The 22,813-nt window shown below is 65.5% G+C and carries 23 protein-coding genes and 1 pseudogene; 4 read left to right on the top strand and 20 right to left on the bottom strand.

Features of this window, described 5'->3' with window-relative positions; all coding sequences use genetic code 11:
- The 6 genes and pseudogenes from AC5Y4D_RS24705 to AC5Y4D_RS24680 all read right to left on the bottom strand — a co-directional run.
- Positions 1 to 299, bottom strand: a pseudogene (locus AC5Y4D_RS24705) (hypothetical protein); the annotation flags it as partial.
- A 13-nt stretch (positions 300 to 312) separates the two neighbouring features.
- Positions 313 to 5,661: an alpha/beta hydrolase gene (locus AC5Y4D_RS24700; protein WP_500038458.1), complete on the bottom strand. Its 5,349-nt coding sequence runs from the start codon at positions 5,659 to 5,661 to the stop codon at positions 313 to 315.
- 68 nt (positions 5,662 to 5,729) lie between these two features.
- Positions 5,730 to 6,011: a hypothetical protein gene (locus AC5Y4D_RS24695; protein ID WP_500038457.1), complete on the bottom strand. Its 282-nt coding sequence runs from the start codon at positions 6,009 to 6,011 to the stop codon at positions 5,730 to 5,732.
- A 93-nt stretch (positions 6,012 to 6,104) separates the two neighbouring features.
- Positions 6,105 to 7,163 (bottom strand): hypothetical protein, encoded by a 1,059-nt coding sequence (locus tag AC5Y4D_RS24690; protein ID WP_500038456.1) that lies wholly within the window; start codon positions 7,161 to 7,163, stop codon positions 6,105 to 6,107.
- A 36-nt stretch (positions 7,164 to 7,199) separates the two neighbouring features.
- A complete protein-coding gene (locus AC5Y4D_RS24685; RefSeq protein ID WP_500038455.1) occupies positions 7,200 to 8,708 on the bottom strand; it encodes a hypothetical protein in 1,509 nt (502 codons plus the stop codon).
- Positions 8,709 to 8,778: 70 nt separating this feature from the next.
- On the bottom strand, positions 8,779 to 9,399 hold the full coding sequence (locus AC5Y4D_RS24680; RefSeq protein WP_500038454.1) for a YbaB/EbfC family nucleoid-associated protein: 621 nt from the start codon (positions 9,397 to 9,399) through the stop codon (positions 8,779 to 8,781).
- Between the two features lie 246 nt (positions 9,400 to 9,645).
- Here AC5Y4D_RS24680 and AC5Y4D_RS24675 point away from each other — a divergent pair, with 246 nt between their 5' ends.
- From AC5Y4D_RS24675 to AC5Y4D_RS24660, 4 genes are all read left to right on the top strand, one after another.
- Positions 9,646 to 10,305 carry a hypothetical protein gene (locus AC5Y4D_RS24675; RefSeq protein ID WP_500038453.1) on the top strand — a complete coding sequence of 220 codons (660 nt, stop codon included), beginning with the start codon at positions 9,646 to 9,648 and terminating at the stop codon, positions 10,303 to 10,305.
- Between the two features lie 8 nt (positions 10,306 to 10,313).
- On the top strand, positions 10,314 to 10,817 hold the full coding sequence (locus AC5Y4D_RS24670) for a hypothetical protein (protein WP_500038452.1): 504 nt from the start codon (positions 10,314 to 10,316) through the stop codon (positions 10,815 to 10,817).
- 129 nt (positions 10,818 to 10,946) lie between these two features.
- Entirely contained in the window at positions 10,947 to 12,314 is a 1,368-nt protein-coding gene (locus AC5Y4D_RS24665) for a 9-bladed beta-propeller domain-containing protein (protein WP_500038451.1), read from the top strand.
- 69 nt (positions 12,315 to 12,383) lie between these two features.
- A complete protein-coding gene (locus tag AC5Y4D_RS24660; RefSeq protein WP_500038450.1) occupies positions 12,384 to 13,877 on the top strand; it encodes a 9-bladed beta-propeller domain-containing protein in 1,494 nt (497 codons plus the stop codon).
- A gap of 10 nt (positions 13,878 to 13,887) precedes the next feature.
- Here the strand turns inward: AC5Y4D_RS24660 and AC5Y4D_RS24655 are convergent, their stop codons facing one another.
- From AC5Y4D_RS24655 to AC5Y4D_RS24590, 14 genes are all read right to left on the bottom strand, one after another.
- On the bottom strand, positions 13,888 to 14,664 hold the full coding sequence (locus tag AC5Y4D_RS24655) for an ESX secretion-associated protein EspG (protein ID WP_500038449.1): 777 nt from the start codon (positions 14,662 to 14,664) through the stop codon (positions 13,888 to 13,890).
- An 87-nt stretch (positions 14,665 to 14,751) separates the two neighbouring features.
- A complete protein-coding gene (locus tag AC5Y4D_RS24650; RefSeq protein WP_500038448.1) occupies positions 14,752 to 16,047 on the bottom strand; it encodes a hypothetical protein in 1,296 nt (431 codons plus the stop codon).
- A gap of 108 nt (positions 16,048 to 16,155) precedes the next feature.
- The gene (locus AC5Y4D_RS24645; RefSeq protein ID WP_500038447.1) at positions 16,156 to 16,515 is read right to left on the bottom strand and encodes a hypothetical protein; all 360 of its coding nucleotides are present in this window, start codon (positions 16,513 to 16,515) and stop codon (positions 16,156 to 16,158) included.
- A gap of 134 nt (positions 16,516 to 16,649) precedes the next feature.
- Positions 16,650 to 16,943, bottom strand: a complete 294-nt coding sequence (locus tag AC5Y4D_RS24640; protein ID WP_500038446.1) for a hypothetical protein — start codon at positions 16,941 to 16,943, stop codon at positions 16,650 to 16,652.
- Between the two features lie 27 nt (positions 16,944 to 16,970).
- The gene (locus AC5Y4D_RS24635; protein ID WP_500038445.1) at positions 16,971 to 17,264 is read right to left on the bottom strand and encodes a hypothetical protein; all 294 of its coding nucleotides are present in this window, start codon (positions 17,262 to 17,264) and stop codon (positions 16,971 to 16,973) included.
- A gap of 65 nt (positions 17,265 to 17,329) precedes the next feature.
- Positions 17,330 to 17,632 (bottom strand): hypothetical protein, encoded by a 303-nt coding sequence (locus AC5Y4D_RS24630; protein WP_500038444.1) that lies wholly within the window; start codon positions 17,630 to 17,632, stop codon positions 17,330 to 17,332.
- 18 nt (positions 17,633 to 17,650) lie between these two features.
- On the bottom strand, positions 17,651 to 17,914 hold the full coding sequence (locus AC5Y4D_RS24625) for a hypothetical protein (RefSeq protein WP_500038443.1): 264 nt from the start codon (positions 17,912 to 17,914) through the stop codon (positions 17,651 to 17,653).
- Between the two features lie 70 nt (positions 17,915 to 17,984).
- A complete protein-coding gene (locus AC5Y4D_RS24620; protein WP_500038442.1) occupies positions 17,985 to 18,803 on the bottom strand; it encodes an ESX secretion-associated protein EspG in 819 nt (272 codons plus the stop codon).
- Entirely contained in the window at positions 18,800 to 19,879 is a 1,080-nt protein-coding gene (locus AC5Y4D_RS24615; protein WP_500038441.1) for a PPE domain-containing protein, read from the bottom strand. The genes AC5Y4D_RS24620 and AC5Y4D_RS24615 overlap by 4 nt, the downstream gene beginning before the upstream one ends.
- A gap of 67 nt (positions 19,880 to 19,946) precedes the next feature.
- Positions 19,947 to 20,231 carry a PE domain-containing protein gene (locus AC5Y4D_RS24610; RefSeq protein ID WP_500038440.1) on the bottom strand — a complete coding sequence of 95 codons (285 nt, stop codon included), beginning with the start codon at positions 20,229 to 20,231 and terminating at the stop codon, positions 19,947 to 19,949.
- A 10-nt stretch (positions 20,232 to 20,241) separates the two neighbouring features.
- Positions 20,242 to 21,615: a hypothetical protein gene (locus AC5Y4D_RS24605; RefSeq protein ID WP_500038439.1), complete on the bottom strand. Its 1,374-nt coding sequence runs from the start codon at positions 21,613 to 21,615 to the stop codon at positions 20,242 to 20,244.
- Positions 21,616 to 21,627: 12 nt separating this feature from the next.
- Positions 21,628 to 21,927 carry a hypothetical protein gene (locus AC5Y4D_RS24600; RefSeq protein WP_500038438.1) on the bottom strand — a complete coding sequence of 100 codons (300 nt, stop codon included), beginning with the start codon at positions 21,925 to 21,927 and terminating at the stop codon, positions 21,628 to 21,630.
- Positions 21,928 to 22,106: 179 nt separating this feature from the next.
- Complete coding sequence (locus tag AC5Y4D_RS24595) at positions 22,107 to 22,457, bottom strand: YbaB/EbfC family nucleoid-associated protein (RefSeq protein WP_500038437.1); 351 nt, start codon at positions 22,455 to 22,457, stop codon at positions 22,107 to 22,109.
- Positions 22,454 to 22,798 (bottom strand): hypothetical protein, encoded by a 345-nt coding sequence (locus AC5Y4D_RS24590; RefSeq protein WP_500038436.1) that lies wholly within the window; start codon positions 22,796 to 22,798, stop codon positions 22,454 to 22,456. The genes AC5Y4D_RS24595 and AC5Y4D_RS24590 overlap by 4 nt, the downstream gene beginning before the upstream one ends.
- Positions 22,799 to 22,813 lie beyond the last annotated feature (15 nt).

The raw sequence follows: 22,813 nt of genomic DNA, 5'->3' as shown, positions 1-22,813 counted from the left end.
GCCTCCAAATGGCGCCCATCGGCGCTGCGCACCAACAACTTCGGATCCTCGTCGGTGGGTGTCACCGTCAACCAGTGCCCCGGCGGCACCCGTAACTGCGCGAGCACCGAAGCCACCTCGTCCTCGGGCAGCGCCACCCAACCCCGCCCCGCGGCCACATCCTCGGCGATCTCGGCCGGGGCATCCACCCACCCCGAGGACACCAGGCTGTAAACCTGCACCCGGCCCCGCTCATCAACCCGGGCCGCCCACCACAACCGCCGCCGCCCCGCCGCATCCACCGTCACCAAATACCGCATCACACAACCACTTTCATCGCCCACCGGAACCATTCGGCCCGGCTCCTGTCTTGTCCCGGTCGTCCTGATCGTCCAAGCCCCACATAAGCGCCGGCGGCACCGGCATCAACCACGGTCCCGATCGAGGGACAACCCAAGTGCGCACATCGGACATCACCTCCGGCGGGAGCTCCCCGGCGACAATCTTCGCGATGTTGGGCAGCGCTGGGCTGTCCAACTCGAAGTACGAACTGTGCGCATCGGGATGCCGAGCACCGTTGACATCCCACACGTGTCCACCGAACCAGACGTGATGCGGCATCGTCCCGTGCCCGATCTGCCCGAATGTGAGAAACCCAAGACCGGTCCTCCTGGCCCAGTCCACGATGTTGATGAGGTCGTCGGAGCGGGTCATGGTGTGCACCGGGGCCTCCCCCGGCACCAGGTATTGGCCTTTGAGTTGCAGCCCGGAAACGTCCGCAACCCGCAACCCGGGGCTGCCCAGGTTGATGATCCCGTCGGCATTGAGCCCGTGCAGGCCCTTGGCGGCCTCGCCGACCAACACCGTGCCGTAGGAATGCCCCACGACCCACAGCGTGTGCTCGCCCGTCTGGTTGCTGTGCTGCAGCCGGTCGCAGTGGTTGCGCAGTTCAGCCGCCCCCTCTTTGGCGAACCGGGGGTTGGCCGCACCGGTGACCGGGTTGAGCAGGCTCTGCGGCGCGCGATAGTTCTGGTAATCCACCACCGACACCCGACTGTCGTCCAAACGCTTGAATAGCTGATCGTGAATGCGCCGACAGACCTCCATGTAGCCCGGTCTCTCGACGCCACTCTTGAGCGTGTAGGGATTGAGCCGCTCGTGACTGGTCATAGTTCCCGGCGCGAACACCACCGTGTGCGTGGCGGTATCGGGATTGCCCACCGCGGTGATACTGCGGCCATCGTGTTCGAACCCGAGCAGGAACCGCCTCGACTCTTCGGGTCGATCTCGGACCGACTCGAGGATGTTCTCCAGCGGGCGCCGCTGCCCGGGGTCGGTGATGGTATCCAACAGGTCCTGAGCGGCCTGGCGGGCATAATGGTCGCAGACTTCGACCGGCAGTTCGGCATGCTCACCGAACATCGGTTCCAATCGGTAGAGGTGCCCGCGCTCCTCTGGCGTGAGCCCATCCCAGAAGTCCCGCAGCGCCTGCCGCTCCGCCGAGGTCAGATCCGAGCCGTCGAACAGCGGCTCGTGCGGGTGCGCGTATTGAGCACCGTCGCGGATCGCGTGGTCGCCCGCTGGATCCGTCGGATCGCGCTGGATGGCCCGATGCTCGTCGATCAATTCTCGGGCGCGTTCGACGCGCTGATCGACAGGCCGAATTCGATCGGGATCTCCGTGTGGCGCTTGCTGTTTCGCGACCGGATCCTCGACGGGTCTGCCATGGCTGTCGGCCGCCGGCGGGTGCGCCGAACCGACATGGGCCGGACGCAGCGGCGCGTGAATCTCCGCGCTGCCCGGAGGCCCAGGTACCGCATCGAAGATTTGGGCCTGTCGTCGCTCCAACTCTCGGACCCGGCCCAAATCTGGCAGCCCATCGCCGTCCGGTGCAATGCCCGTCGTCTCACCCTGATGGTCCGGCCGTTGCCCGATCGCCTCGGCAGGCTCAACGGGTCCGCGGCCGCCAGGGACGCTCTCGTGCGGTAGGCGTGAGAAGGGGTGTGTCGGGGTTCCGTCAGGGTTGAACGTGACGATCTTGCGTCCCACCACGCCGGGGACTTCGGGCAGGTGCGGCACGAGCGTCGCGGAACCGTTGTCGAATATCCGGACGCCGTCGGGGTGGGGTTCGACGATGCTGAGGTGCGCACCGGGGTGCCCGGGCGGCAGAGAGGCTGGGTCGTAGAAGTCGACGACCCACACCGATTTTCCTTGCTCCAACGCGTGGGCGATGTCGGCGGTCGTGGCCTCGCGCAGTGGACTGTTGAGCGTCCGTTCCAATTCCGCGGCCGGAACGCCCTGGCCGTTGTGGTCGGCGATCTCCCCGATCCGAGCCTCCGGGTGTTGCTGGGCGAACCATTCGACACCCTGTCGCACGCAATCGCCGGGTCCGGGGTAGCCGGTGGCCGGTTCGGCCGTCCGTGCCCCCGCCGGGTCGCCGCCGAACCGATGCTGCGGGTCGTGGGGCGCTTCGAGGGTGAGTTTTCCCGGCTCGTCGTTGACGATCTTGCTGAGGTTGTCCAGAGATTCGCTCACCCGGGCGTGCGGATTCTCGCGCAACGAGACAGGTCTGCCGTCGGGGCCGATGACCTCCGAAGCGAACATATTGGTATGCGAGCTGATCAGGCCCGGTAACTCCGGTGCAAGGTACTCGGCGCGGACCCGTACCCCGCCCCAGTTCGGATCCGCGGGATCGATGCCCAACCCGAAACGGCCGAGGATCTTTCCCGCTCCCGGGTTGGCGAATCCGTCCAGCATGTGACCGCGGATCGGCAGGTCGGCGATCCTGCCGTAGAGGGGATAGCCGCGCTGCGGCGAGCTGCCGAGCTTGGTGACGATGTCCTTGCTGGACGACGCGACATACACCCGATCGCCGACGCCGAAATCACGTGCGTGGCCCAGCGGCCCGGCGCCCGGCGACCCCGCCAGAGTCACCGAGCGGACGTACCCGCCCAGCCGACCGCCTGCGCCGGCGAAAGCGGTGGTCGTCGAGCCGTAGGAGTGTCCGATCAGGTGGATGGTGGGATTGCTGCCGAAGGATGCGTGCAACGCCGCGACATCGTGCGCAAGCCGGTGTCCACCAGCCTCGGCGAACTTCGGCGAGATGGTCTGGCCGAGGATCCGCATGCCCGACGGGGCGTCGTAGCCCAGGAAAGCCACCGTGAGGCGAGGCGCGCCCTGGCTGCGCTCGCCGGCCCGGATGTGCAGCTGTTCGGCGTCTGCCACGATGCGGTCGAAGCTCAGGGCAGTGCTGCGGATACCCGGTGTGTAGACCGCGATCTTCTGCGGTGCGTGCAGGTCGCCGATCCCCATGATGACTTCGCCGTCACCGCCGAACTCCCGTGGATCGAACCGCAGCAGATGCCGCGGCCCGGCGCCGGGCGCCGGGTCATACCGCTCGTGCCAAATCCGGTCCACCGACCTTGCTTCGGCATCCAGCCGGATAGAGCGCATGACTTCCCTGGGCGCTGTGCCCCGGGAAGTGTCCGGCAAGTTCGCGAAGTCCTGCAATCTCGGTCGCGGATGATTTTCGGGGTCACGCAGATGCGCGTCCATCTTGTTGGCCCAGTCGCGAATTACCTCCGGGTTGCACTCCGGATGCTGTTGGGCGAAGCGCTCTTGCAGGTTGTGCTCCACGAACTTGGTGTGCACGTCCGGCGGCAGACCTCCTTTGAGGTCGCCGAGTTCGCTGAGACGCCCGGGCCGGGTCTCGTGGCTGACGATGGTGTCCCGCATCGCCGGGTCGAGATCGTTCCAGCGTTGCAGTCGTTGACTGTTCTGTTCATGAACCGACTGGGTCCAGGCTTTGCTGTTCTTGTCCGCGGCGACCAGCGGGTCAGCGGTGTCGCCTTTGAGGTAGTCGATCGCGCGTGCGACGTCCTCCGGGCGCGACGGCTGTAACGACGAGACTTCCGGTGCGGCCTGGTTTTCTGGTTCGCGCCACCCGTCGGCCTCGGGTCCGCGGGTCTTGTCCGGTCCGCCGGCGTGCTCGGCCCCACCGGGCTTGTCGGCTACCTGAGGTCCGTACGGCTTGGATCGATCCAGCGGTTCGCCGATGCGGGGCTCGGCAGCCGGCCGGACGCCGGCGCGATCACCGCCGACGCCGTCACCCGACTGCTGTGGCGTCCGGGTATCGCCCGGCCCGGCCAGATCCGCAGTGGCCGAGCGCAATGATTCACCCGATCCGCGGGTCGCCGCGGGCTCGGCAGGCCGTGGCGGTCCGCCGGCCTCCGTCGAGCTGCGCGTCACCGTCGGTTCGGCGGTTGGTGCGGCGGCGCGCGCCTCGGCAACCTGGGCGACGGGAACACCGTTGTGCCCCGTTGCCGAGGCCCCCAACGACGTAGTCCCCGAAGACAACGTGGCGCCGCGCGGCGTTGCCGTCTCGGACCGAGGCCCGGGTGCGGCAGGATCTGCGCCTCGCGCCTCCGGTGACGGTGATCGGATTCCGGCAGGCTCATTGCCGCCGTGCGGGTGCGATACCGGCACGCTCGCGTTGGGATCTGCGGTTACCGACGGGTGGCTGATGGGGTCAGATCGCGGCGGCGCGCCGTCGAGGTTGGTGCGAACTCCGGTGTCGACGGCGTGATCCGCTACCGGATGCAGAGACGCCTGCGTGGTTGCTGTCGGAGCCTCTTGCCAGGGCGCTCGCTCCAGGCCGTGACGTTCGAGGCCCTGCGCAAGAGCGTCTGGAAGCGGCTGTACGCCCAGCTTTGGACCGACGACATTGTTGACTCGCTCCGAGGCGACGTGCGTGACGGGGTCGATGGCACTGAAGGCAAGACTGGTTTGTGCGACGTGCGAGAGATCGACTTTTCCTTCTCGGATGTACTGCTCAGTGGCCATACCGCTGAAGTTGGCGGTAAATCCACTCAGGGGTACTCGGGCCCCGGAGATGACTCGTGAGGTGACGGGTGCGACCGTAGCCATCCGTTGCCCGAGACTGCCCAACCGCGACGCCGTCACCCCGGCGATGGGGGCACCGACACCACCCATGACCGCCCCCGCCAGCGTCGACTTGCCCAGCTGGCCGAGGTCGAAGTGGTCCCGTTTCCCGATGCCCATCTCGAGGCCCTGCGTGGTGACGTCGTAGCCGGCCATGCTCCCGGCACCGATCAGCGAACCCTTCCCGGCTATCAAGCCGGTTCTCACGGTCGCCTGAACCACCGCGTTCGCCAGGGGCTTTGTTGCCAGCTTTGTCAACGCCGTGGCCGCCACTTTCGCCACGATCCGGCCAACGGCGGTCCTGATGGCAAGGTAGATCGCCGCTCGGGCCACCCCGACCGCTACCGCGTCGACAAGTGGGCCGAGGAAGAATGACAGGACAACCGACGCGGCTAGTGCGGTCAACGCGATGATGAACGCGTTTTTGGCGTCCCTGATGCTGCCTTCGACTTCTCGCAGCCGGTGCTCCAAATTTTGGAAGTTCTTGACCACGACGTCGACCCCGGCTGGAATGTGGCTCAACTGGTCGGCGAGATAGTCGTGGAACTCACCTGAACCGAAACCTTCGAGAGCGTGATTGCGTGCCCCGTCGATGACCGGGCTGACGCTTTTCAGCGTCTCGGCGAGATGTTTCCACTGGTCGGCCTGGGCACGGCAGGCGTCTTCGTCACCGTCGGGCCACTTCGCGCCGACTACTGTTTCCAGCAGCCAGCGCAGCGTCCCCGGAAGATCTATTCCCATGGTTCAAACGCTCCGCGCCATCCGTCGTTCAGCGCGCGGCACTGCACTCTGCCCAGATTTGCGTAGCGTCAGGCCAGGCCGCGGGCCTGCTTCAGGATGACGTCGGCCGCCTGGGTCAACACCGGCTCGACGGATGCCACTGTTCCGGCTTGCTGGTTTGCCTGCTGCTGAGTTGTGGTGCGGTCGGGCTCGAATTTCTCGTTGAATGCGTTGCCGATCTCGTCGCTGCCCCAAGGCTTGTCGGTGATCTGGGCCGCGGCGTCGGCCACCGACTTCAACGTCTGAGCGGCCTCTTTCCAACGTGCGGCCGCGACCCGTGCCAGCGGTTCGTTGAAATCGAATGCGGTCACCAATGCCCCCTACCGGTTCACATTCCCCGAATCGTTATCTTAAGGCACTGACAAGCGGTTAAACCGCACCGATTCCGGGCGGCCGAATCAACACTATTCGTGCAGGTAGTACCCGCTGGATATGCGCAGCTCGAAGTTGCCGTCGTCAGCGGGATCTCTGATCGTGGCCATCAGGCCGTCCCTGACATGGATGTCGAGCAGGGAGCGTCCCGGCCGATCGCCTGTGCTCACGGTGAGGAACCCGATGTACGGTTGGGCCCGCGTCCGGATGTGTTCTTCGCTCACGCTCAATGTGACCGGCGCCGTCAGTTCGAAGCCCTCGTATCCCGCCTCACCGGAACGGCCCTCGCCAGGCTTCCATCGCCCGTCGGTCGGCGGGCCGACAACGAAACCAAGGAATGCCCCCCAGTCCCGAACCTCAGCCAAAGTGCGCTGTGCAGCAGCGGGAACCGCGTCGCGGGGCGTGTGCCGCCGGTTGGGCTTCTCGTCGTAGACGATCGGCCCTCGTTCGTCCTCGGGATCCAAGGGCCAATGCCGAGACCCGACTGTGCCCGGCCAGTCGTGGCTGGCTTCGAGGTAGCGCAGGTAGTAGGTGGCGCTGGTGACCTCGATCTTGACGGTGTTGGAAGCGGTATCCGACTGATACGGCGGTGGGGGAAGCTGCAGGGAAATCCGCGACCCGTAAGGCCCGGCGAGGTAGTGGGCCCGCCACGCCGGATGCAACTCCGGAACCGGATATGGCTCGCACACCTTCGGCAATATCCGCTGTGAGAGCAGAAGGGAGTCGACGGCGTTGCGCGGCACAGCTACCGCACTGCTCAGGCCCACACCATTGGAGTCGGCCCCACTGATGAACAGCCGCTTGCGGCCGCCCGAGGAAGTCACGCGCGGGTATTGCTCGAGCCACGAGTTCATCGGCTCGATGCCCTCTTCGGCCAGCGCCGCGACGATTTCCCGGACAAACAGCACCCCGAACGCGCTGACCGCATTGGCCTGCTGCCAGGTCAACCACCGCCGGCGAGACACCCAGCCATTCGCGCAGCCCGGCAAATCGACTTCCGGTACCGGCTCTCGGAGACCGTCGCGGAAAGCGGACCGCAGCTGCACCCACGACCATTCGAGACACCCGTACTCGTTCCACGGCGGCGGCACCCGCCGAGCATACGGTGAACGACGGCGCCGAACACCTCAGCGCTGCGCGCGGATCCGGGTGGCGAATCGGGACGCAAAATCGAAGAACATGCCCTCCGGATCGCGCATCGTCGTCGGCTCGACGACGGCGTCGTCGGCAACCAAGAAGATCGTCGCATCGATCTGGATCTCGCCGGGCGCCACCGGCACATACAGGTCCCAGCCGCCGTCGATGCGGGCGGCACGCAGCTGGTCCACTGGGTAGCCGCGCTCGCGGCAGTATTCGTGCACCAGCGCGGTGGCGGTGGCCTGATCGATCGGTGGGAACGCAGGCAGCAACACATCGGCGGCGTCGAGCTGGGACAGCCCCTCGGCCACATCGAACCCTTGCGGTATCCCGTCGGCGAACAGCGCGTTCAGATGCTGCTCGGTGCAGATCCCGGCCTCGGCGGCACGCACCAGGCGAGCCGGTGCATGCGTGTTGGCGGTGCTGAACTCGACGCCGATGCGTCCCAGCACCCGGGTGATCAGACTGGCGGTGCTCTTCGCCGACCACACGCCAGGGATCCCGCGGACTATCTCGTCGGTGGGAGTCCAGGTTGGCTCGTCCCGAACGAGCGCTGCGGCCTCGGCCAACTCAGCCCGATACCAGTGCCCGCCCTGCCACCAATAGCAGAACGACAACATCCCCGATGCGGCCCGCGGATCCAGGTATAGGTTGTGCACCCAGCCGGGGGCACCGCGGTACAGATCGGGCCAGGCAATCGCACCCTCATACGCCGCCGACAGCAGCCGGGAATCGTCGCGCCCGCCGGACAGAACCGCCCGATTCCCGGGCAGACGGGCGAGTACGCACCCGCCTGAGTCTCCGACGTGAGCTTGGAACGACGGATCGGTGCGGGGCCCCACCGGCGCGTCCGAACCGCGGCATATCGCGGCCAACACCGCGATTCGCGCCCACAGCTGCGGCAGCGGCGGGATCTCGTCGTCAGCAACTCGGATGTCGCTGATTTCGCCGGCAGTGGCGCTGTTGCGCTGCGCGTCGGCAGCGCTGCGCATCTGCTGGCCCACGTTGCCCATGTGCGCCAGCAACCACAGCGGCAGGTGGGCCCGCGGGTACTGCTGGACGTCCCGGATATAGGCCTCGCTGGAGAGCAACTGATCGGCCGGTAACTGGTTGTCCCCGTAGTCGAATCCGGTCCGCAATGTTCCGATGTTGTCGCATTCGAACAGCAACCGCAGCCACGGGCCTTCGGCTCCGGCGGTCATTCTGCGGTGTTCTCGAATAGGTTCCAGCACGTTCGATGCGACGGGAAGCGCGCTGAGGCCGTCGGGGGTTTCCGCAACCACCTGTGCGATCTCTTCGCCGCCAGCCATGCTGAAGGTGCCGTGCAGCTTTACCCAGCCGGCCGGTGCGACCCGAGCCATGGCCTGAACGACCTCGTCCACCAACGTTTTCGGGTCTGGGTCGGCGCCGGCTTCGTGCTCGACAGTGACCGGGATACCGGCGTCGGCGAGTGCCTCCGCTGCGTACCTCAACGGGTCAGTACTGCCCGGATCAGTCATCCAGCGATCCCCGCTCGCCCGAACTTGCGCGACACGTCGGCATGACGTCCAGCGTGGGTAGCCAAGCCACTCAGCTCCTGTCCGAAATCGTGAGGTGCCATTCCCCGTTGTCCCCGTTGTCGTCGTGGTCCCTGTTGTCCCTGTTGTCCGGCTTCGCGTCCATCGCTGCGGCAGCGGCACGGCGCTCGCGCGAATCGGGTGCCGAGAGCGGCACCGTCGGATGTAGCTGTTGGTATTGGGGGAGTTCGTCAAGGGGCCTAGCCTCCAAGGACCCCAATACCCCCAGCCTCGAGGCCTGCTGGAACAGCCCCGCCTGCAGCGCCTCGGTCTTTTCGCGCACCTTCGCCGCCGCCGCCTGAGCTGCCCGCACCACCGCGTCAGCAGCCTGCGTCGGGGTGGCCTCGGCGAAGCGCCGCTCATCGAATTCGGTCTGGATCACCACGCCCTGCGCATTCACCCAGACCCGGGCCAGACCGTCAGGGGACTTCGCGTCGGCGGTCTCGATCGCGATCCGTTGCGCAGATTCGGCTGCCGCGGACTGCAGCTCCTGCAAACCGTGCAACATCTCGTCGATCTCGGGATCGCCGGTGGCCTCCCCGTCGAAAATGCCGTCGAACAATCCCATGGCGGCTCCCTCCTGACTCCAGGCGGCCGCCGCGCCGCGCGCGGCAACCATGAACCATTCTGGCATCCCGGCGCAGGGGTAAATCCCGCTTGATGTGGTCGGGGACCGGCACCCGATTAGGCTTGCCCGGTGACCGTAGACGCTGACGGTGCGGGGGCATTGGGCGAGCGAGGGCTGGTCGAGCAAGCAGTCCAGCTGGTGCTGGCGGGATTGCCGACAGGTTGGCGGAGCGTGCACGCGGAAGTCGAGCCCGCGGCGGTTCCGGTTGTCGCGCTCGCCAGCGCCTCGGTTGGTGCCGGGGAGTCATATCCGGTGGCCGTCCCCGTGCAGGCGATCGAGGCGCTGGCCGAGCATCAGCGCCGAGCCGCCGTGGCGGGAGTGCCCTGGCGGCGGATGATCATCGATTGCGACAGTGACTTGGCTTTGTCGGTACGCACCGAACCTGTTGTGTCCGTGTTGGTTCCACGCAAGCCACGCCGATGGCCGGTGCTGGTCCTGTTGCTCGTCACGCTCGGTTGTCTCGGCGCGGCGGCGGTAATTTTCGCGACACAGTGGCAATGGGCTCCGCCGCCGCGGGCGGGTATCGTCGCGTTACCGCCGCTGCCACCTCGCCAGCGGGAAGCGACCGACGTGATTGCACAGTGGCTCGATGCCGAGAATCGGGCCGACGTCACGGCGCTGCGCGGTATGGCATGTGCCACCCCGGCGGAGTCGGTGCGAGTGTGGTTCAGCACGCTCGAACAATTCGGCCAGCATCAGGCGCTCGTCTATCCGGATGCAGTCACCGAGTTTCATGATGAAGGAGCGCGCATTCGGGTGACGGTCGCGGTCCGGATTCGTCCATTGAACGAGGCTCAGCAGCAGGAGGTGCAGTCCGCACAGGAAGAGGGCGGGTTCTTCGAGGATGAGTACACGCTCAGCGACGAGGGTGGCGTGCTGAAGGTTTGCGACGTGCCTGTGGTTCGGGGTTGAGTCGCGACGTGGTGGATCACGAGAGCGCGGCGCCGTCTTCGGCGCCGGCGGCCGGGCGGAGTCGCGGCTGGCTGACGATATGGCTATCAGCGCTGGCGGCGGTGGCGTCGGTGGCGGTGTTGGTGGTCGCGATCACCGGCCGAGAACCCAAGGGAGGCGCGACGTTACGGCCGATGGCGGCCAGCGAGTCGATGTCTGATGCGCAGGCTCGTGTGGTCGCTATCAGCACGGTGCGGACCTGGGTGCGCGAACGCAATGAGCGGCATCTGGCCAACCTGAAGGCGTTGTCGTGTCCAGACCCACCGGGCATGGTTGGCCGCGAGATCGAGGCGGTCAAAGCGGGACGGCCTGCTGATCGGGAAATGCGCGTGGTCGCGACCGGCGCGCTGAACCGGCGCGGCGCATTGTGGGGGCTCAACACCCACCTGGAGGATCAGAGCATGGTCTTCGTGCTGCGGATCGACGACGGTGAGCTACGAGTGTGTGCGATCGGTTCGGCATTCGTGCCGTGAGCGGGAGTGGTGATGGGTTCGGGTGAGTCGTCCGGGGGGTTTCGGTGGGTGCAGCCCGGTGGTGAGTCGGCGTCGGTGCCCGGTGGGGGTGGGCCGCGGGGCGGGGGTCGTCGGTGGTGGTGGGGCGCTGTGGCCCTGGCGGTGGTGGTGATCACCGGTGTGGGGGCGGTGGTGTGGTGGCGTACTGGTGAGCAAGGCGGCGGGGCGGGGAGCGGTGGTGCGGCCGCGCCGAAGGAGGCGCCTGTTGGGACGCCGAAGGATCGGTTGATCGGGTTTGCGTTGGATCGCCAGCCGGTGCCGGGTTGGCAGTTGACGGCCGCGCAGATCGGGTTGCCGCCGGATGTACCCGTCGGCCACGTTTTCGCCGCGGTCGGTGCGAAAGCGTTTTTCTTGACTCAGTTTTGTCACGGGACGCTGTGTGACGATCCGATGGGTTATGTGTATGCGGTCGATACGCGTAAAGGTGCGTTGGCGTTCCCGCCGATCCCGCTGAACGGGTTCTATGGCGATGTTGATGACTGCGCCACCAACGGTCCGTCCACTGCGGTGTGCGTCAACCCCGACTGTGAAGGGCTCCACTATTGCAGCGGCCGGGAGCGGGTGTGGGTGATAGACCTCGACCGCGGCGCGGTGAAGTTCAGCGGGCCCCCGCAGGTGCACACTCATAACAGCCCCGGGGAGCCGCGCCTGCGCGCGATCGGCAGTCGGCGTGGACAGACCCGGCTGGTCGCCGTCACCAAGGGCAAGGGTGTCTATGGGGTGGGGGATCATGGCGAGCTGACGTGGTTTTTGCCCGGCAGCGGCGTGGTCTATGAGTCCGACCATTCGCCAACCGTGGATATGGCACCGTTGACGTTGGGTGTCCAGGCTGCTGATCCGTTGACGGGGCAGGGTTATCGGGTGTTTTCGGTGGATGGTGTCGATTTGACGCCGACGCCGCCGCGAGGACTGAATCTTGGTGTCGCCCAGCGGTATAACGGTGGGTTCGCTTATGAGTTCAGGACTCAGAAGGATTACAACGCGGGGGTGGCGTTGTACGACAGCGACGGCCACCAGGTGGCGGTGGTGCCCGATGCGAGCCGTCCGGAACCCAACCAGGTGATGCCGAGTGTGTTGGCCGGTGGCGGGCTGCAGATTTACACTGCTGCAGGCAAACTCGTCACGCGACTACCCGCGTCGGGCGATTACTACCAAACGATCGGCACCAAACTTTACATCGGCAGCCCTGATCGCTGGCGGCAGTTTGACCTGCTCACTGGTCAAGGCGGCACCTGCGATCTCGATTTGCAGTTCTACGTGGGCTCGGACGGCGCAACCCTCATCACGAAGGCGCTTGATGGAGGCACCGTTCGCGCCTTTGTTGCGACCGATGCCACGACGTGTCGCACCCTCTGGGAAATCCCTACTGATGGGAGTTTCCCATGGGTTATGAAGGCGGGCAGCGCTCTTCTGCAGACCACCAAAGGCGCCGTCGACGGTCTGCGCGCGCCGTCGTGAGTGTTTGGTGGGGTGCTTGGGTGTATGTCGTGATTTCGGTTGTGGTTGTGCGGTGAGGGGGGAGTGGTGATGGGTTCGGGTGGCTCGCCGGAGGGTTTTCGGTGGATGGAGTCCGGTGGTGAGCCGGCGTCGGTTCCGCATGCTGGTGGCGGGGGGTCGGGCGGCCGCGGGGGTCGTCGGTGGTGGTGGGGCGCTGTGGCCCTGGCGGTGGTGGTGATCACCGGTGTGGGGGCGGTGGCGTGGTGGCGTACTGGTGAGCAAGGCGGCGGGGCGGGGAGCGGTGGTGTGGCCGCGCCGAAGGAAGCGCCGATCGGAACGCCGAAGGATCTGTTGATCGGGTTTGCATTGGATCGCCAGCCGGTGCCGGGTTGGCGGTTGACGGCTGCGCAGATCGGGTTGCCGGCTGAGGCGCCGGTCGGGCACCTGTTCGCCGCGGTCGGTGACAAGGCGTTTTTCGCGACTCAGTTCTGCCACGGGACACTGTGTGACGATCCAATGGGTTGGGTGTACGGGATCGATACTCGCAAAGGTGCGTTGGCGTTCCCGCCGGTACCGCTGAACGGGTTTTACGGTCGGGCAGATGACTGCGCCACCAACGGTCCGTCCACTGCGGTGTGCGTCAATGACGACTGCCCCGATGTCGACTTCTGCCGGAATCGGGATCGAGTGTGGGTGATCGATCTGGACCGTGGCGCGGTGAAGTTCGCTGGATCCTCGCAGCTGAGGTCTCCGGTCGGTGTCGGGGGGCCGCGCCTCCGTCCGATCGGGACGCATCACGGGGTGACACGGCTGGTGGCCGCAGAAAAAGGTAAAGGTGTGTATGGGGTCGGCGACCACAGCGAGTTGACCTGGTTCCTGCCGGGCAGCGGCGAGCTCTTCGAGGTTTATTCGTCGCAGACGGTCGACACCGCACCGCTGACGTTGGGCATACAGTCGGCGAATTCCTCAACCGCGCAGGGTTACCGGGTGTTTTCCGTTGGTGGTGTAGATCTGACCCCGACTCCGCCGCAGGGGCTGACTTTGAGTTATGCCCAGGTCTACAACGGTGGTTTCGCGTATGAGTTCCGGACTGCGAAGGATTACAACGCCGGGGTGTCGTTGTATGACACCGAAGGCCATCAGATCGCTTCGTTGCCCGATGCGATTCGCCCGCAACCGAATTCGGCGATGCCGACTGTGTTGGGCGGTGGCATGCTGCAGATCTATACGGCCGCAGGCAAGCTGCAGACCCAACTGCCCGGCTCGGGCGATAGCTATCAAACGATCGGTACCAAGCTGTACGTCGGGACCGTCGACCGGTGGCAACAGTGGGATCTGCTCACTGGCCAACCCGGCCCCACTTGCGATGTCCCCCTCAACTCCTACGTCGGCTCCGACGGTGTCACCATCATCACCCAGGTGCATGTCGAGGGCGGCAACTTTCGGTTCGTTGCAATGGATCCGGCGACGTGTCGCACCCTCTGGGAGACCCCGACTGATGGGTCGCTTCGACTGGAGAAGGCGGTAGGCGCTCTGCTCCAGACCACCCAAGACGCCGTTGTCGGTTTGCGTGCGCCGTCGTGACCCCGGCGTACTATGACAATCCCCGTGATTCTCGTATTGCGGCAACGTCTTCGGCGATGAGTTCGTCGATCCGCTCGGTCAGTCTGCGGGCGTTCATCGGGGTCAAGTGCGTGAACCCCGGGGCGAAGATGTAGTCGCCGTCATCATCGATCCGCACCCACACCACCGCCTTCTTCCCGCGATCGAACCCGTAATCCCGAGGCGGCTCCCAGCGGCTCTGGACCCGAGCGAACAGCGCTATCTCAGCACGCGGTACCACCGCCCCATCGGGAACCTCGATCTGGTGGCGCACGGAAACGGCATCGGGTTCGTTATCAACGTCGCGTTCCGGGCGCCGAGAGAGCTCAGGGATGACGACCTTCGAATATTTCCCTGGCTTGGTCAACGGAGATAAAGATGTGATTGCCTCGCCCAGCTCGTAGGGCGACAGCGCATACACGTCGACCAGATCCTGATCGAATTGCTGTGCCGCCACGAAACCGACCTGGTCCGCTCGGTGCGCAACGATCCGATCCCGGCGCGCCTCGCGGCTATCGATCGCGCATTCGACCCGTAGATCAGCACTGACGTAGCTGGTGAACCATCGCTTGAATCCGACCAGATCCCCGTGCATGACCCGGTCGACAACCTCGGTGGCGTACGCGTTGTACTCGTCGAGATTTGCGAACGGTGATGACCGCGTGTGCGCCAAGGGGTGCGGCATGAATTCGCGACCGTGGAATTCGCTGAGCGCGTCCACCCCGAGCACCTTGATCGTCCCCACCTGGTCCAGGGTCGACCGGTCCATGCCGCGATCACCACCGTTTCATCCCAATAGCTGCCGACGCATTCGCTCGTGCGTGACAGCGCTGCAGATCGGAGAATACGGCCGGAGTCAGCTCGATTTGTCAGGTGTGGATTCCTTGGGGTCGGCTCCGACAACCTGCACGACGGCCTCGCCCTCGCTGATCACGCCGTGTCTGTTGTGATGCAGTGCCTTGCTGGCCTTGTGCACCTTGTCCCCGGCGCCGCCTCGATGACCTGCGGCGGGAGCTCCGGCGCCGGGTGCCCCGGAAGCACCGTTACTGATGCCTGCACGAGACGTCGGCGTGACCGCCTTGTTCAGCGCGGCGGACTCGGTAGCGGGTTTGGCGGTCGCGATTCCGAGGGATCGTGCTGCTCCCGATCCACCGGTCCTGCCGCCACCCGCGCCGCCGCCCTTGCCGGCACTGCTGAGGCCTTTTGGGCCCAAGCCAAGTATGCCTTCGGGCAACGCCGTCTTGTTCTGCTTGAGCGCGTCGCTCAGCGCCTGTTGTGCGGCGTTGGCGCCCTGTTGCCCTGCGTTAGCGCCTTGCTGTGCGGCCTGCTGTGCTCCCTGCCCCGCCTGTTGGGCCGCGTCGCCAGCACCCTTCGCGGCGTCGCCGATCCCGTTTATCGCATTTGCCGGGACCGTCTGGACGGCATCAGTTGCAGACGGCGCGGTCAATCCGGTGGGCACCATGGGGGTACCGAGGCCGCCCGCCGGAAGTCCGCTACCGACACCTGGCCCGCCAGCGCCACTCGGCATGCCGGTGGGGTTCCCGGACGGATTGGTCGGGATTTGCGGCGCCGGCGGCAAGTCCGGGTGGTTGTAACCGATCATGTCGATCGGGGGGTTATAAGAATCTCGAATTGTTACCTGCGTGGCCCAGTCAAGTGCATCGTGCGCGTCCTGACCACCGTGCAGGAATATGTCATCGTTTTCCGAGCTCATGAACCACTCTTTGGTGCGGCTCATATCCTGCGAGAACATGTCGACTAGAAAATCCATGCGATGCGCACCGCTCGCTGTGAATGTGAGGCTGTTTTGGAGATCCAATAACCTGTCGCGGATGGCCCGCGCGGTGGCGCCTTGAATTGCGGTGCCGGCGTCGCCGCCCACCCAATCCCGGAGTGTGTCGGCGGCTCCGCTGATCATACTTCCAGCGGTGTTCCATTTACCGTGTTGCCCGGGCGCCACATCGCTATTAGCGCCCGATATGCCGTTCTTGCCATCGATAAATTTCGTGATATGCGCAAGCGCCACACGTCGATATTTCTTGCGGCCATCCGTACCGCCTTTGGAGTTAAATACGTTGATCCGGCCCGCGATACCGTAGATATCGGCGCTCGGATGATAGGAAGGGTTAGTCCGGTAATCGTAGTTACTCACGGGCGGACCTATCCCATCATTGAAATTGGGTCCGTACGGGTCGTTTCCATTCCCAACTACCCATGGGTCGGGCGACATGGATTCTCCCTTGAGTTGCTTGCGGAAGCGTCAGCCGCCTGACTGAATCCGAATCCGGTCAAACGCCGACTGAATGATCTGCTGCGCGGCTTCGGCTACCTCAAGGCTAGCCCTTATATTGTCCTTCACCACTTGCCCTGAGATGTTCAAATTATTCGCGGTCTGCATCGCAGAATCGTAGAGCTCGCTCACTTCACCGACATCGACGTGGTTATCGGCGACTAATTCCTGTGCATTCCTGAGTGCTCCAACGACATCATTTATTTTCCTTTTCCACTCCCCAAGTGCGTTTTCATTCAACTCAACTAGCAACTGCTCCGGCGACGCGTTGCGGATCTGGTTCGCATACCCGCTCATCTCCTCGATCGAGGGCGGATTATTCTCACTCATCGCATCCTCTTCTGGTCGGGTGTAGGCCGTTAGCGCCAGATCCTCTGCGCCTCAGCCAAGATTCGGCGAGAAGCCTATACAAGCCGACCATGCCGCGACACTGAAACACGGCAGTGCGGCGTAGCGGCCAACGGCTACATGTTGCTCAGTCGCTGATCCAGTCCGAACATGTCGTGGACCTCGCCCGGTGCGGTTTCGCTCAACAATTTGACGAGCTGCGCGTGCGCGTCCTCGAACTTCTCGTTGATGATCCGGTGGTGCTCCCTGATGGATTCGGAGGCACCCGCGACGAAGACCTGAGGGATCTGGGTCTGGAAGACGTCGTTGATCTCTTGGGTCAGATTGCCGGCTTCCCGGATTTTGGCGTGGGCCTCCTCGTAGTGCGTGAGAGCTGCCGGGTCGTAATGAATGTCGGCGCCATCAGACATATTGAAATCCTTTCCTATCGAGTTCGGCTAGGCGGGCATCGGCATTGGAGCATGCCCGCCCTGCTGCAGGAGTGCATTGCCCTTGTGGTAGACCTCGTCGCGCGTCTGCGTCATCTGGTTCACGATTTCCCTGAGGTCGCTCTCCAGATTATTTGCATCGTTCATGATGCTGGTGGCGTTGTCGCTCACGTGCAACCGCTTGACGGTTTCGAGTACCTCCGTCATCTGCTGGATGTGATGCCGCGTATTTTCCAGGCAGGTCTGCACGTTTCCCATCGCGCTGCTGACGGCTTGTACATTTATACTTACCGGTCCGCTCATTTAAAAGCTCCTTGCTATTTGGATGATGATGCCTGGCCGGGCAACAACGGCCTGGTCGGCCGACATCAGCCGAGGATATTGGCGGCCTGGCTGCGGTCGAGCTGCTGAACGTAGTCGTGTTGCGAGACCGCGTGCGCATGCGTGTGGTGCAAGTCCTGGATGATCGAGTCCATCCGGTTGGAGATGTCCACTCGCCGGGTCTGCATCGCCTCGGCGCCCTCGCCGTGGTAGGCCTCTTCGACGAGGACCTGGAACAGCTTGTCGACCTGCGTCCGCATTTCTTCTGCATCGTGAGCCGCGCTCTGGATCACGTCGAGAATTTCGCGGTTCGTGTCGAACTCGTACTTGATTTCGTCATTGTTAGCCATGGTGTTGGTCCTTCCTTCCTAAGCGTCCGCGCTGACGTGTTCTTGGATGTTCTTCTTGCCCATTTCCGCGAGTTCGGTGGTCTCATCGAAAATCCTGGTGAGGTCAGCAACGTGGTCGTGCATGGCCTGCTGGAACCTTGCTCCTTGATTGCCCATCCAGGTACTGCCCAGGACCTCGACCTCACTCTGGACCTTTTTGATCACGTTGTGCGTGTCCAGCAGCGTGTTATCGATCTTGCCTTTTACTGCGTCAGCCTGCGTTTGCGAGACGAAGAATGTCATATTTTTCTCCTTGTTGGTGTGCTCGGCGGGGCCGGACACAGGTCGAACGAAAAACTCATCTGAGAAAGTCCTAGACCAATGACGCCTCCCATTGGTCCGTCGATAATTCGACAAGCTGACCGATCGCTTGTCCGATCGCATGGTCCGAACCCGGTTTCAGCGTCGTCCACAATTGCCCGCTCGGTGAGGCGCTCGGCGCCCCCACGATCCGGCCCCGCTTGGTGTAGAACACCCCGACCGCGGCGGGCCGACGGGAGATGCGGTCGGCGTCGCTGCACAGCGCGTAATACACGATCTCGGCGAACGCCATCCGCGACGACAACGCCGAGCCCAACAGCATCGCCGCGCGTGGTTCAGCGCCCAGCGCCCGGACCCGGTCGGCCAGCTGCGCCGCATCATGGGTCCCGATCAGCTTGCGCGTCACCACCTCCGACGGCGCGCCCACCGGGGTGAGCGCCGCGGCCTCCGAGCGCGGCAGCCCACCCAGCAACGACTGAATGGCCCAGGACAGGTCGGGTGCGCTTTCGGCCACCCGCAGCCGAATCTCGTCGCCGACGCGTCGCGCCACAACGCCGGCGGCGCCGCACCGCACCACCGACATCCGGGCCATACCGTCCGGCGTCACCAGACGCATCGCCAGCTCCCGCTCGGGCCGCCGCAACGCCCGCAGCACCGCCACCAGGTCCGGCTCGATCGCCCCGTCGACGATCAGGCCTCGCCCGATCAGGCTGCGCGTCGCCGCATCGAAGGCCGCCTCGAGCTCGTCCACCCTGCCGTACCGCGGCCGCACACCCAACACCGTCGGGAAGGTCTGCACGCCGATCCGCTGCCCGACCACCTGGAGTTCGTCGTCGGTCAGGGTGAACGCGGACAGCGTCGCGGCGGTCACAGGCTCACCTCCTCGGCGCCGATGACCGCCGGTGAGACCCAACTGTCAGACAATTGCTGCAGTGTCCGTTCGGGTTCGGCCGCGAAACCCTCGGCCTGCTGCGGCTCGGGTACCGCGAGATCGTCGAAGATCGCGGTGTTGGGACCCCAACTGACATGGGAGACGGTGAAGGGCGCATCGCTCTGCTGTGCGGCGGGCAACCAGGACTGCCCCCCGTCTGACAAGCCGGCTCCCACTTCGCCCGCGCCCTCGAGGGTCTCGGCCTCGCGGAAGGACTCGTAGGCCTGGCCGCCGCCGTCGCGCCGGCTGCCCGCCATCGGGGCGTAACCCCCGCCGCCCCGCCCGAGGCCGTTGCCGCCGGAGGACTCACTGGTGAAACGGGTCTGCCGCACCTGTTCGGGCTGCTTGCTCGGCGCGACCGGGTTGGCCAGCATCGGCGAGAGCTGCCTCGGGGCCGCGCCGCCGCCACCGCCGCCACCGCCGCCGCGGGAGCCGCCGCCCTTGCCTTCTCTCTCGGCTTTGAGCGCACCGCTGTTGACGACCTGCGGGGGGACGGGCTGCTCCCACGGCTCAGCCAACTCGGTGCACGCCTCCTCGTAGCGGTTCATCACCGCTGCGGCGTCGGCCTGTTGCGCCGACGCGGCGTCGTCGAGTTCGGCGAAACTGCCGTGCAGAATCGCGCCGTTGTACGCCGCCAGCGACGCCATCATGTCCTGGGCCGCCTTGGCTTCGATAGCTTCCGAGACGGTGGGCATGGACAGGATGGCCACGGTGTTGGCGACCGCGGCCTCCTCGGCGCGGCGGCCATTCGCCGCGGCACTCAGGCTCGCCGCCTGCAGCCACTTGCCGAACGTCTCGAGCTTGCGGACCACCGCATCCGACGTGTTGCTCTCCCACGCCGCACGGAACGACTCGATGAGCCGGTCGTAGTCCTCCGAGACCTTGGCGAACTCGTTGGCCACCCGAATCCAGGCGGCGCCCGCCTCGCCGACCGAGGACGGTCCGGGGCCCTCGGTCAGGTCGCGCGCCAACTGCTCGGTGTCGCGCGATTCCCACACCACATTGGTGAAACCCATTGTCTGAACCCCCCTTTCGCTGCGTCGGTCGAATTCGCTGAACCCGGTCGGGTCAGCGAGAGATGTGTCAGTCGGCCAGGTCCGCGTCGGCGATCCGGCCCGAGTGCGCGCGCAACGCGGCCGAGGCCTCGTGGATCTCGTTGGAGCCCTGGTCGGAGGCCCTGGTGAAGGACGCGTGCACCTCGTTGAGGGTGTGCGCGACCCGTTGGGAAACCTCGTCCTGACCTGACGAGATGGTGGTCAGGTTGGGCCGCTCGGTCTCCATCACGCGCTGCAGCCGGTTGGCGAGCTCATCGAGCTGGCGGGTGGCCTCGGTGAGGTCGGCGGGCCGGATGGACAGGTTGTCGCTCATGTCTTGTCTCCTAGGTGATGCGAAGTTTGATGTCGGGGTCGTCGTCGAAATTGACCGAGTTGTCGCCGATCACCGGCGGGCTAGCGCTGCCCAGATCGCCCACGATCGCGCCGCCCTGATCGGTCGTATGCAGGAATGACGCCGCGGTGTGGCTACCGCCGGCCCCGGCTTTGCCGCCTCCTGCGCCGTAGCCGGCGCCGCCCGCGCCCATCATTCCCGCACCTCCGCCCATCCCGGCGGCACCGCCAGTCGGCCGTGCCGACAGCGAACGCGACATGGCCGCGGCGTTGGAATTCTCGTTCTGCACCATCGGCGACGACGGTGTCGCCCGCGCCGGTGTGGTGGCACCGACGCCCCCGCCGCCGCCGTGCCCACCACCTCCGGTCGGATGGGCTGCGCTGACCATCCGCGCCGGGTGGGACAGGGCAGACGCGGCATTCGCGCCCGTGCCCGCCTGTCCCAGGCTCGACATCAGCCCGGTGCCGGCCTGCATACCCGCCTGCAATGCCTGCGTACCCGCTTGCATGCCCATCGTCAGCGGCATCATGCCCACCTGCATCGCGGGACCGATCATGCTCATCCCCACCGACAGCAGCGGGCCCATCATCTGCATGGCCATCTGCGGACCCTGGGCGACGGCGACCGGGGCGCCGGTGGCGGTGGTGGCCGCCGCCTGCGTGGTCAGGGTGCTCTCCAGCTCGGTGATCAGCTCGGTGGTCATCGCGGTGGCTCGTGACGCGGTCTCGACCATCTTGGGTGCCGTCCACGGCAGACCACCCGACAGAGCCGCGAGCTCGTCCTGGCAATCCTGGATGATCTGGATCAGCCGCGCCTGGCCCTGCGCGACATTGGCGGCCGCGGCGCTGTACTCGCCGCCCAACGCGGTGCCCTGCGCCGCGACGGCGGCGCCGTTGGCCAGGGTCTCACCCGTTTTCGCAGCGGCCGCGCCCGCGCCGGCACCCGACCAGCCCGAGCCGCCCCCGCCGCCCATCATCTGGCCCAGCGCCTGCTGCAGACCGCCTGCCGCCTGCTGGAAGGCCTGGCTGATCCCGCCGAACATCTGGGTGGGGTTCAGGCCCTGGAAGATGCCGTTGCCCAAGGTGCCCAGCATGTCGGTCATGGGCTTCATCAGCCCGCCGGCAAAGTTGCTGCCCATCCCGCCCGGAGCGCTGGTCAGGTCGGCGGGGATGGCATCGCCGAAGTCGGGTCCGCCAGCAGGCAATTGTCCGAGGTGGAACTGATTCAAGATTTCTTGCACCGGGCGATTCAGCCAGGCCTGCAGGTCGTTCTCCATCTGATTGACGACCGGTTGATGGTCGAAGTCCGCCAGTTGGTCGAACTGTCCGGGTGGCCCTGGCTGGGGCGCAGGGTCGTAGGTGGCCATTCGGCTCGGTGCCTAGACTTCGGTGGTTCCGTCGGCGGCATCGGCCGCGGCGTGCTGCGCGTCGGTGACATGGGTGGCAACGCCGAGCAGACCGTGCTTCGCTGCCGTAATCATGCCGCTGGCGACGTTGTTGGCCGATGACTCATACATCGCCGGGATCATGTTTGCCGCCGCGATGGGACCCAGGGCCATCGAGAAGGAACTCATCTGGGCCGAGGTGACCGTGCTCAGTGCCGTGGTGATCATGGTGCCGGCGGTCTCTTGCGCCGTCGTGAGCGCCTGCATGAAGTCAGGCTGGATTTCGAATGTCATGACTTCCCCCGTAGCTTCCCACTGAACCTGCAACTTGCGCTGGTCTCATCAGCTTAAGCACCCCAGCAGGCATTAAATTGCACGAATTCTAAGCAGACTTTTGACCGTTCCGCGATTCACGCGTGTGTAATAAGATCGTGATTCTTTTTAGCATGTGTTGAATAAGCGCTCTTAAGCCGTTATTCGGGCTCGAAGACGGTGCCATCCGAGCGGGTCAGGGGCGCTTTCTGCAGCTCGTCCATGCGAGTCATGAACTCTTTGAGCAGGAAGTTGTACCGTTCGGCGGACACCTTGGCGGCGGCCTGGGCGGTTTCGACGATCAGGGCGGCCAGGGTGTCGGGGTCAAGTCGGCTGGCCGGTGGCCCCAGCCACAGTCCGGTCAGGCTGCCCAACCCGTCGACCTCGGCGCTCACCGCGCGGTCGCGGCTGGTCACCCGCGCCGAGATCGTCTTGGTCTGTTCGGTCATCGACTGCAACAGGTCGCGCTGTTTGATCGCCCTGGCGATCACCGACTGCGCCAAGCTGGTCATATCGACCTCATCCAGGTCCCCGGAAGCTCCTCGTCCTCGTCGTCGCCGAACAGCTCCTCCTCGGCGCGGGTCAACTCCTCATCGGTCGGCAGCCCGAGCTCGCGAATCGTCGACGGACTGAAACCCTTGTCAGACAGCCCGCGGCGATAGGCCACCTGGGCGCGTAAGGCCGACAATTTGCACAACGCCAGGATCTCGGCCGCCAACTCCTGCGGCGGCCGGGCGAGCTCGGTGCGGTCGATCTTCAGCGCCGTCGGAAGGCCGCGCTCGGTGGTGGCGACGACGATCGTCCCCGTGCGGGAGCGCACCGGCTGCGGTCGTTCCGGTCGTTCCGCTGGCACTTGGCTTCACCTCCA

The sequence above is a fragment of the Mycobacterium sp. NGS67 genome (assembly GCF_059812185.1).
This window is presented reverse-complemented; position numbering and strand designations above follow the sequence as displayed.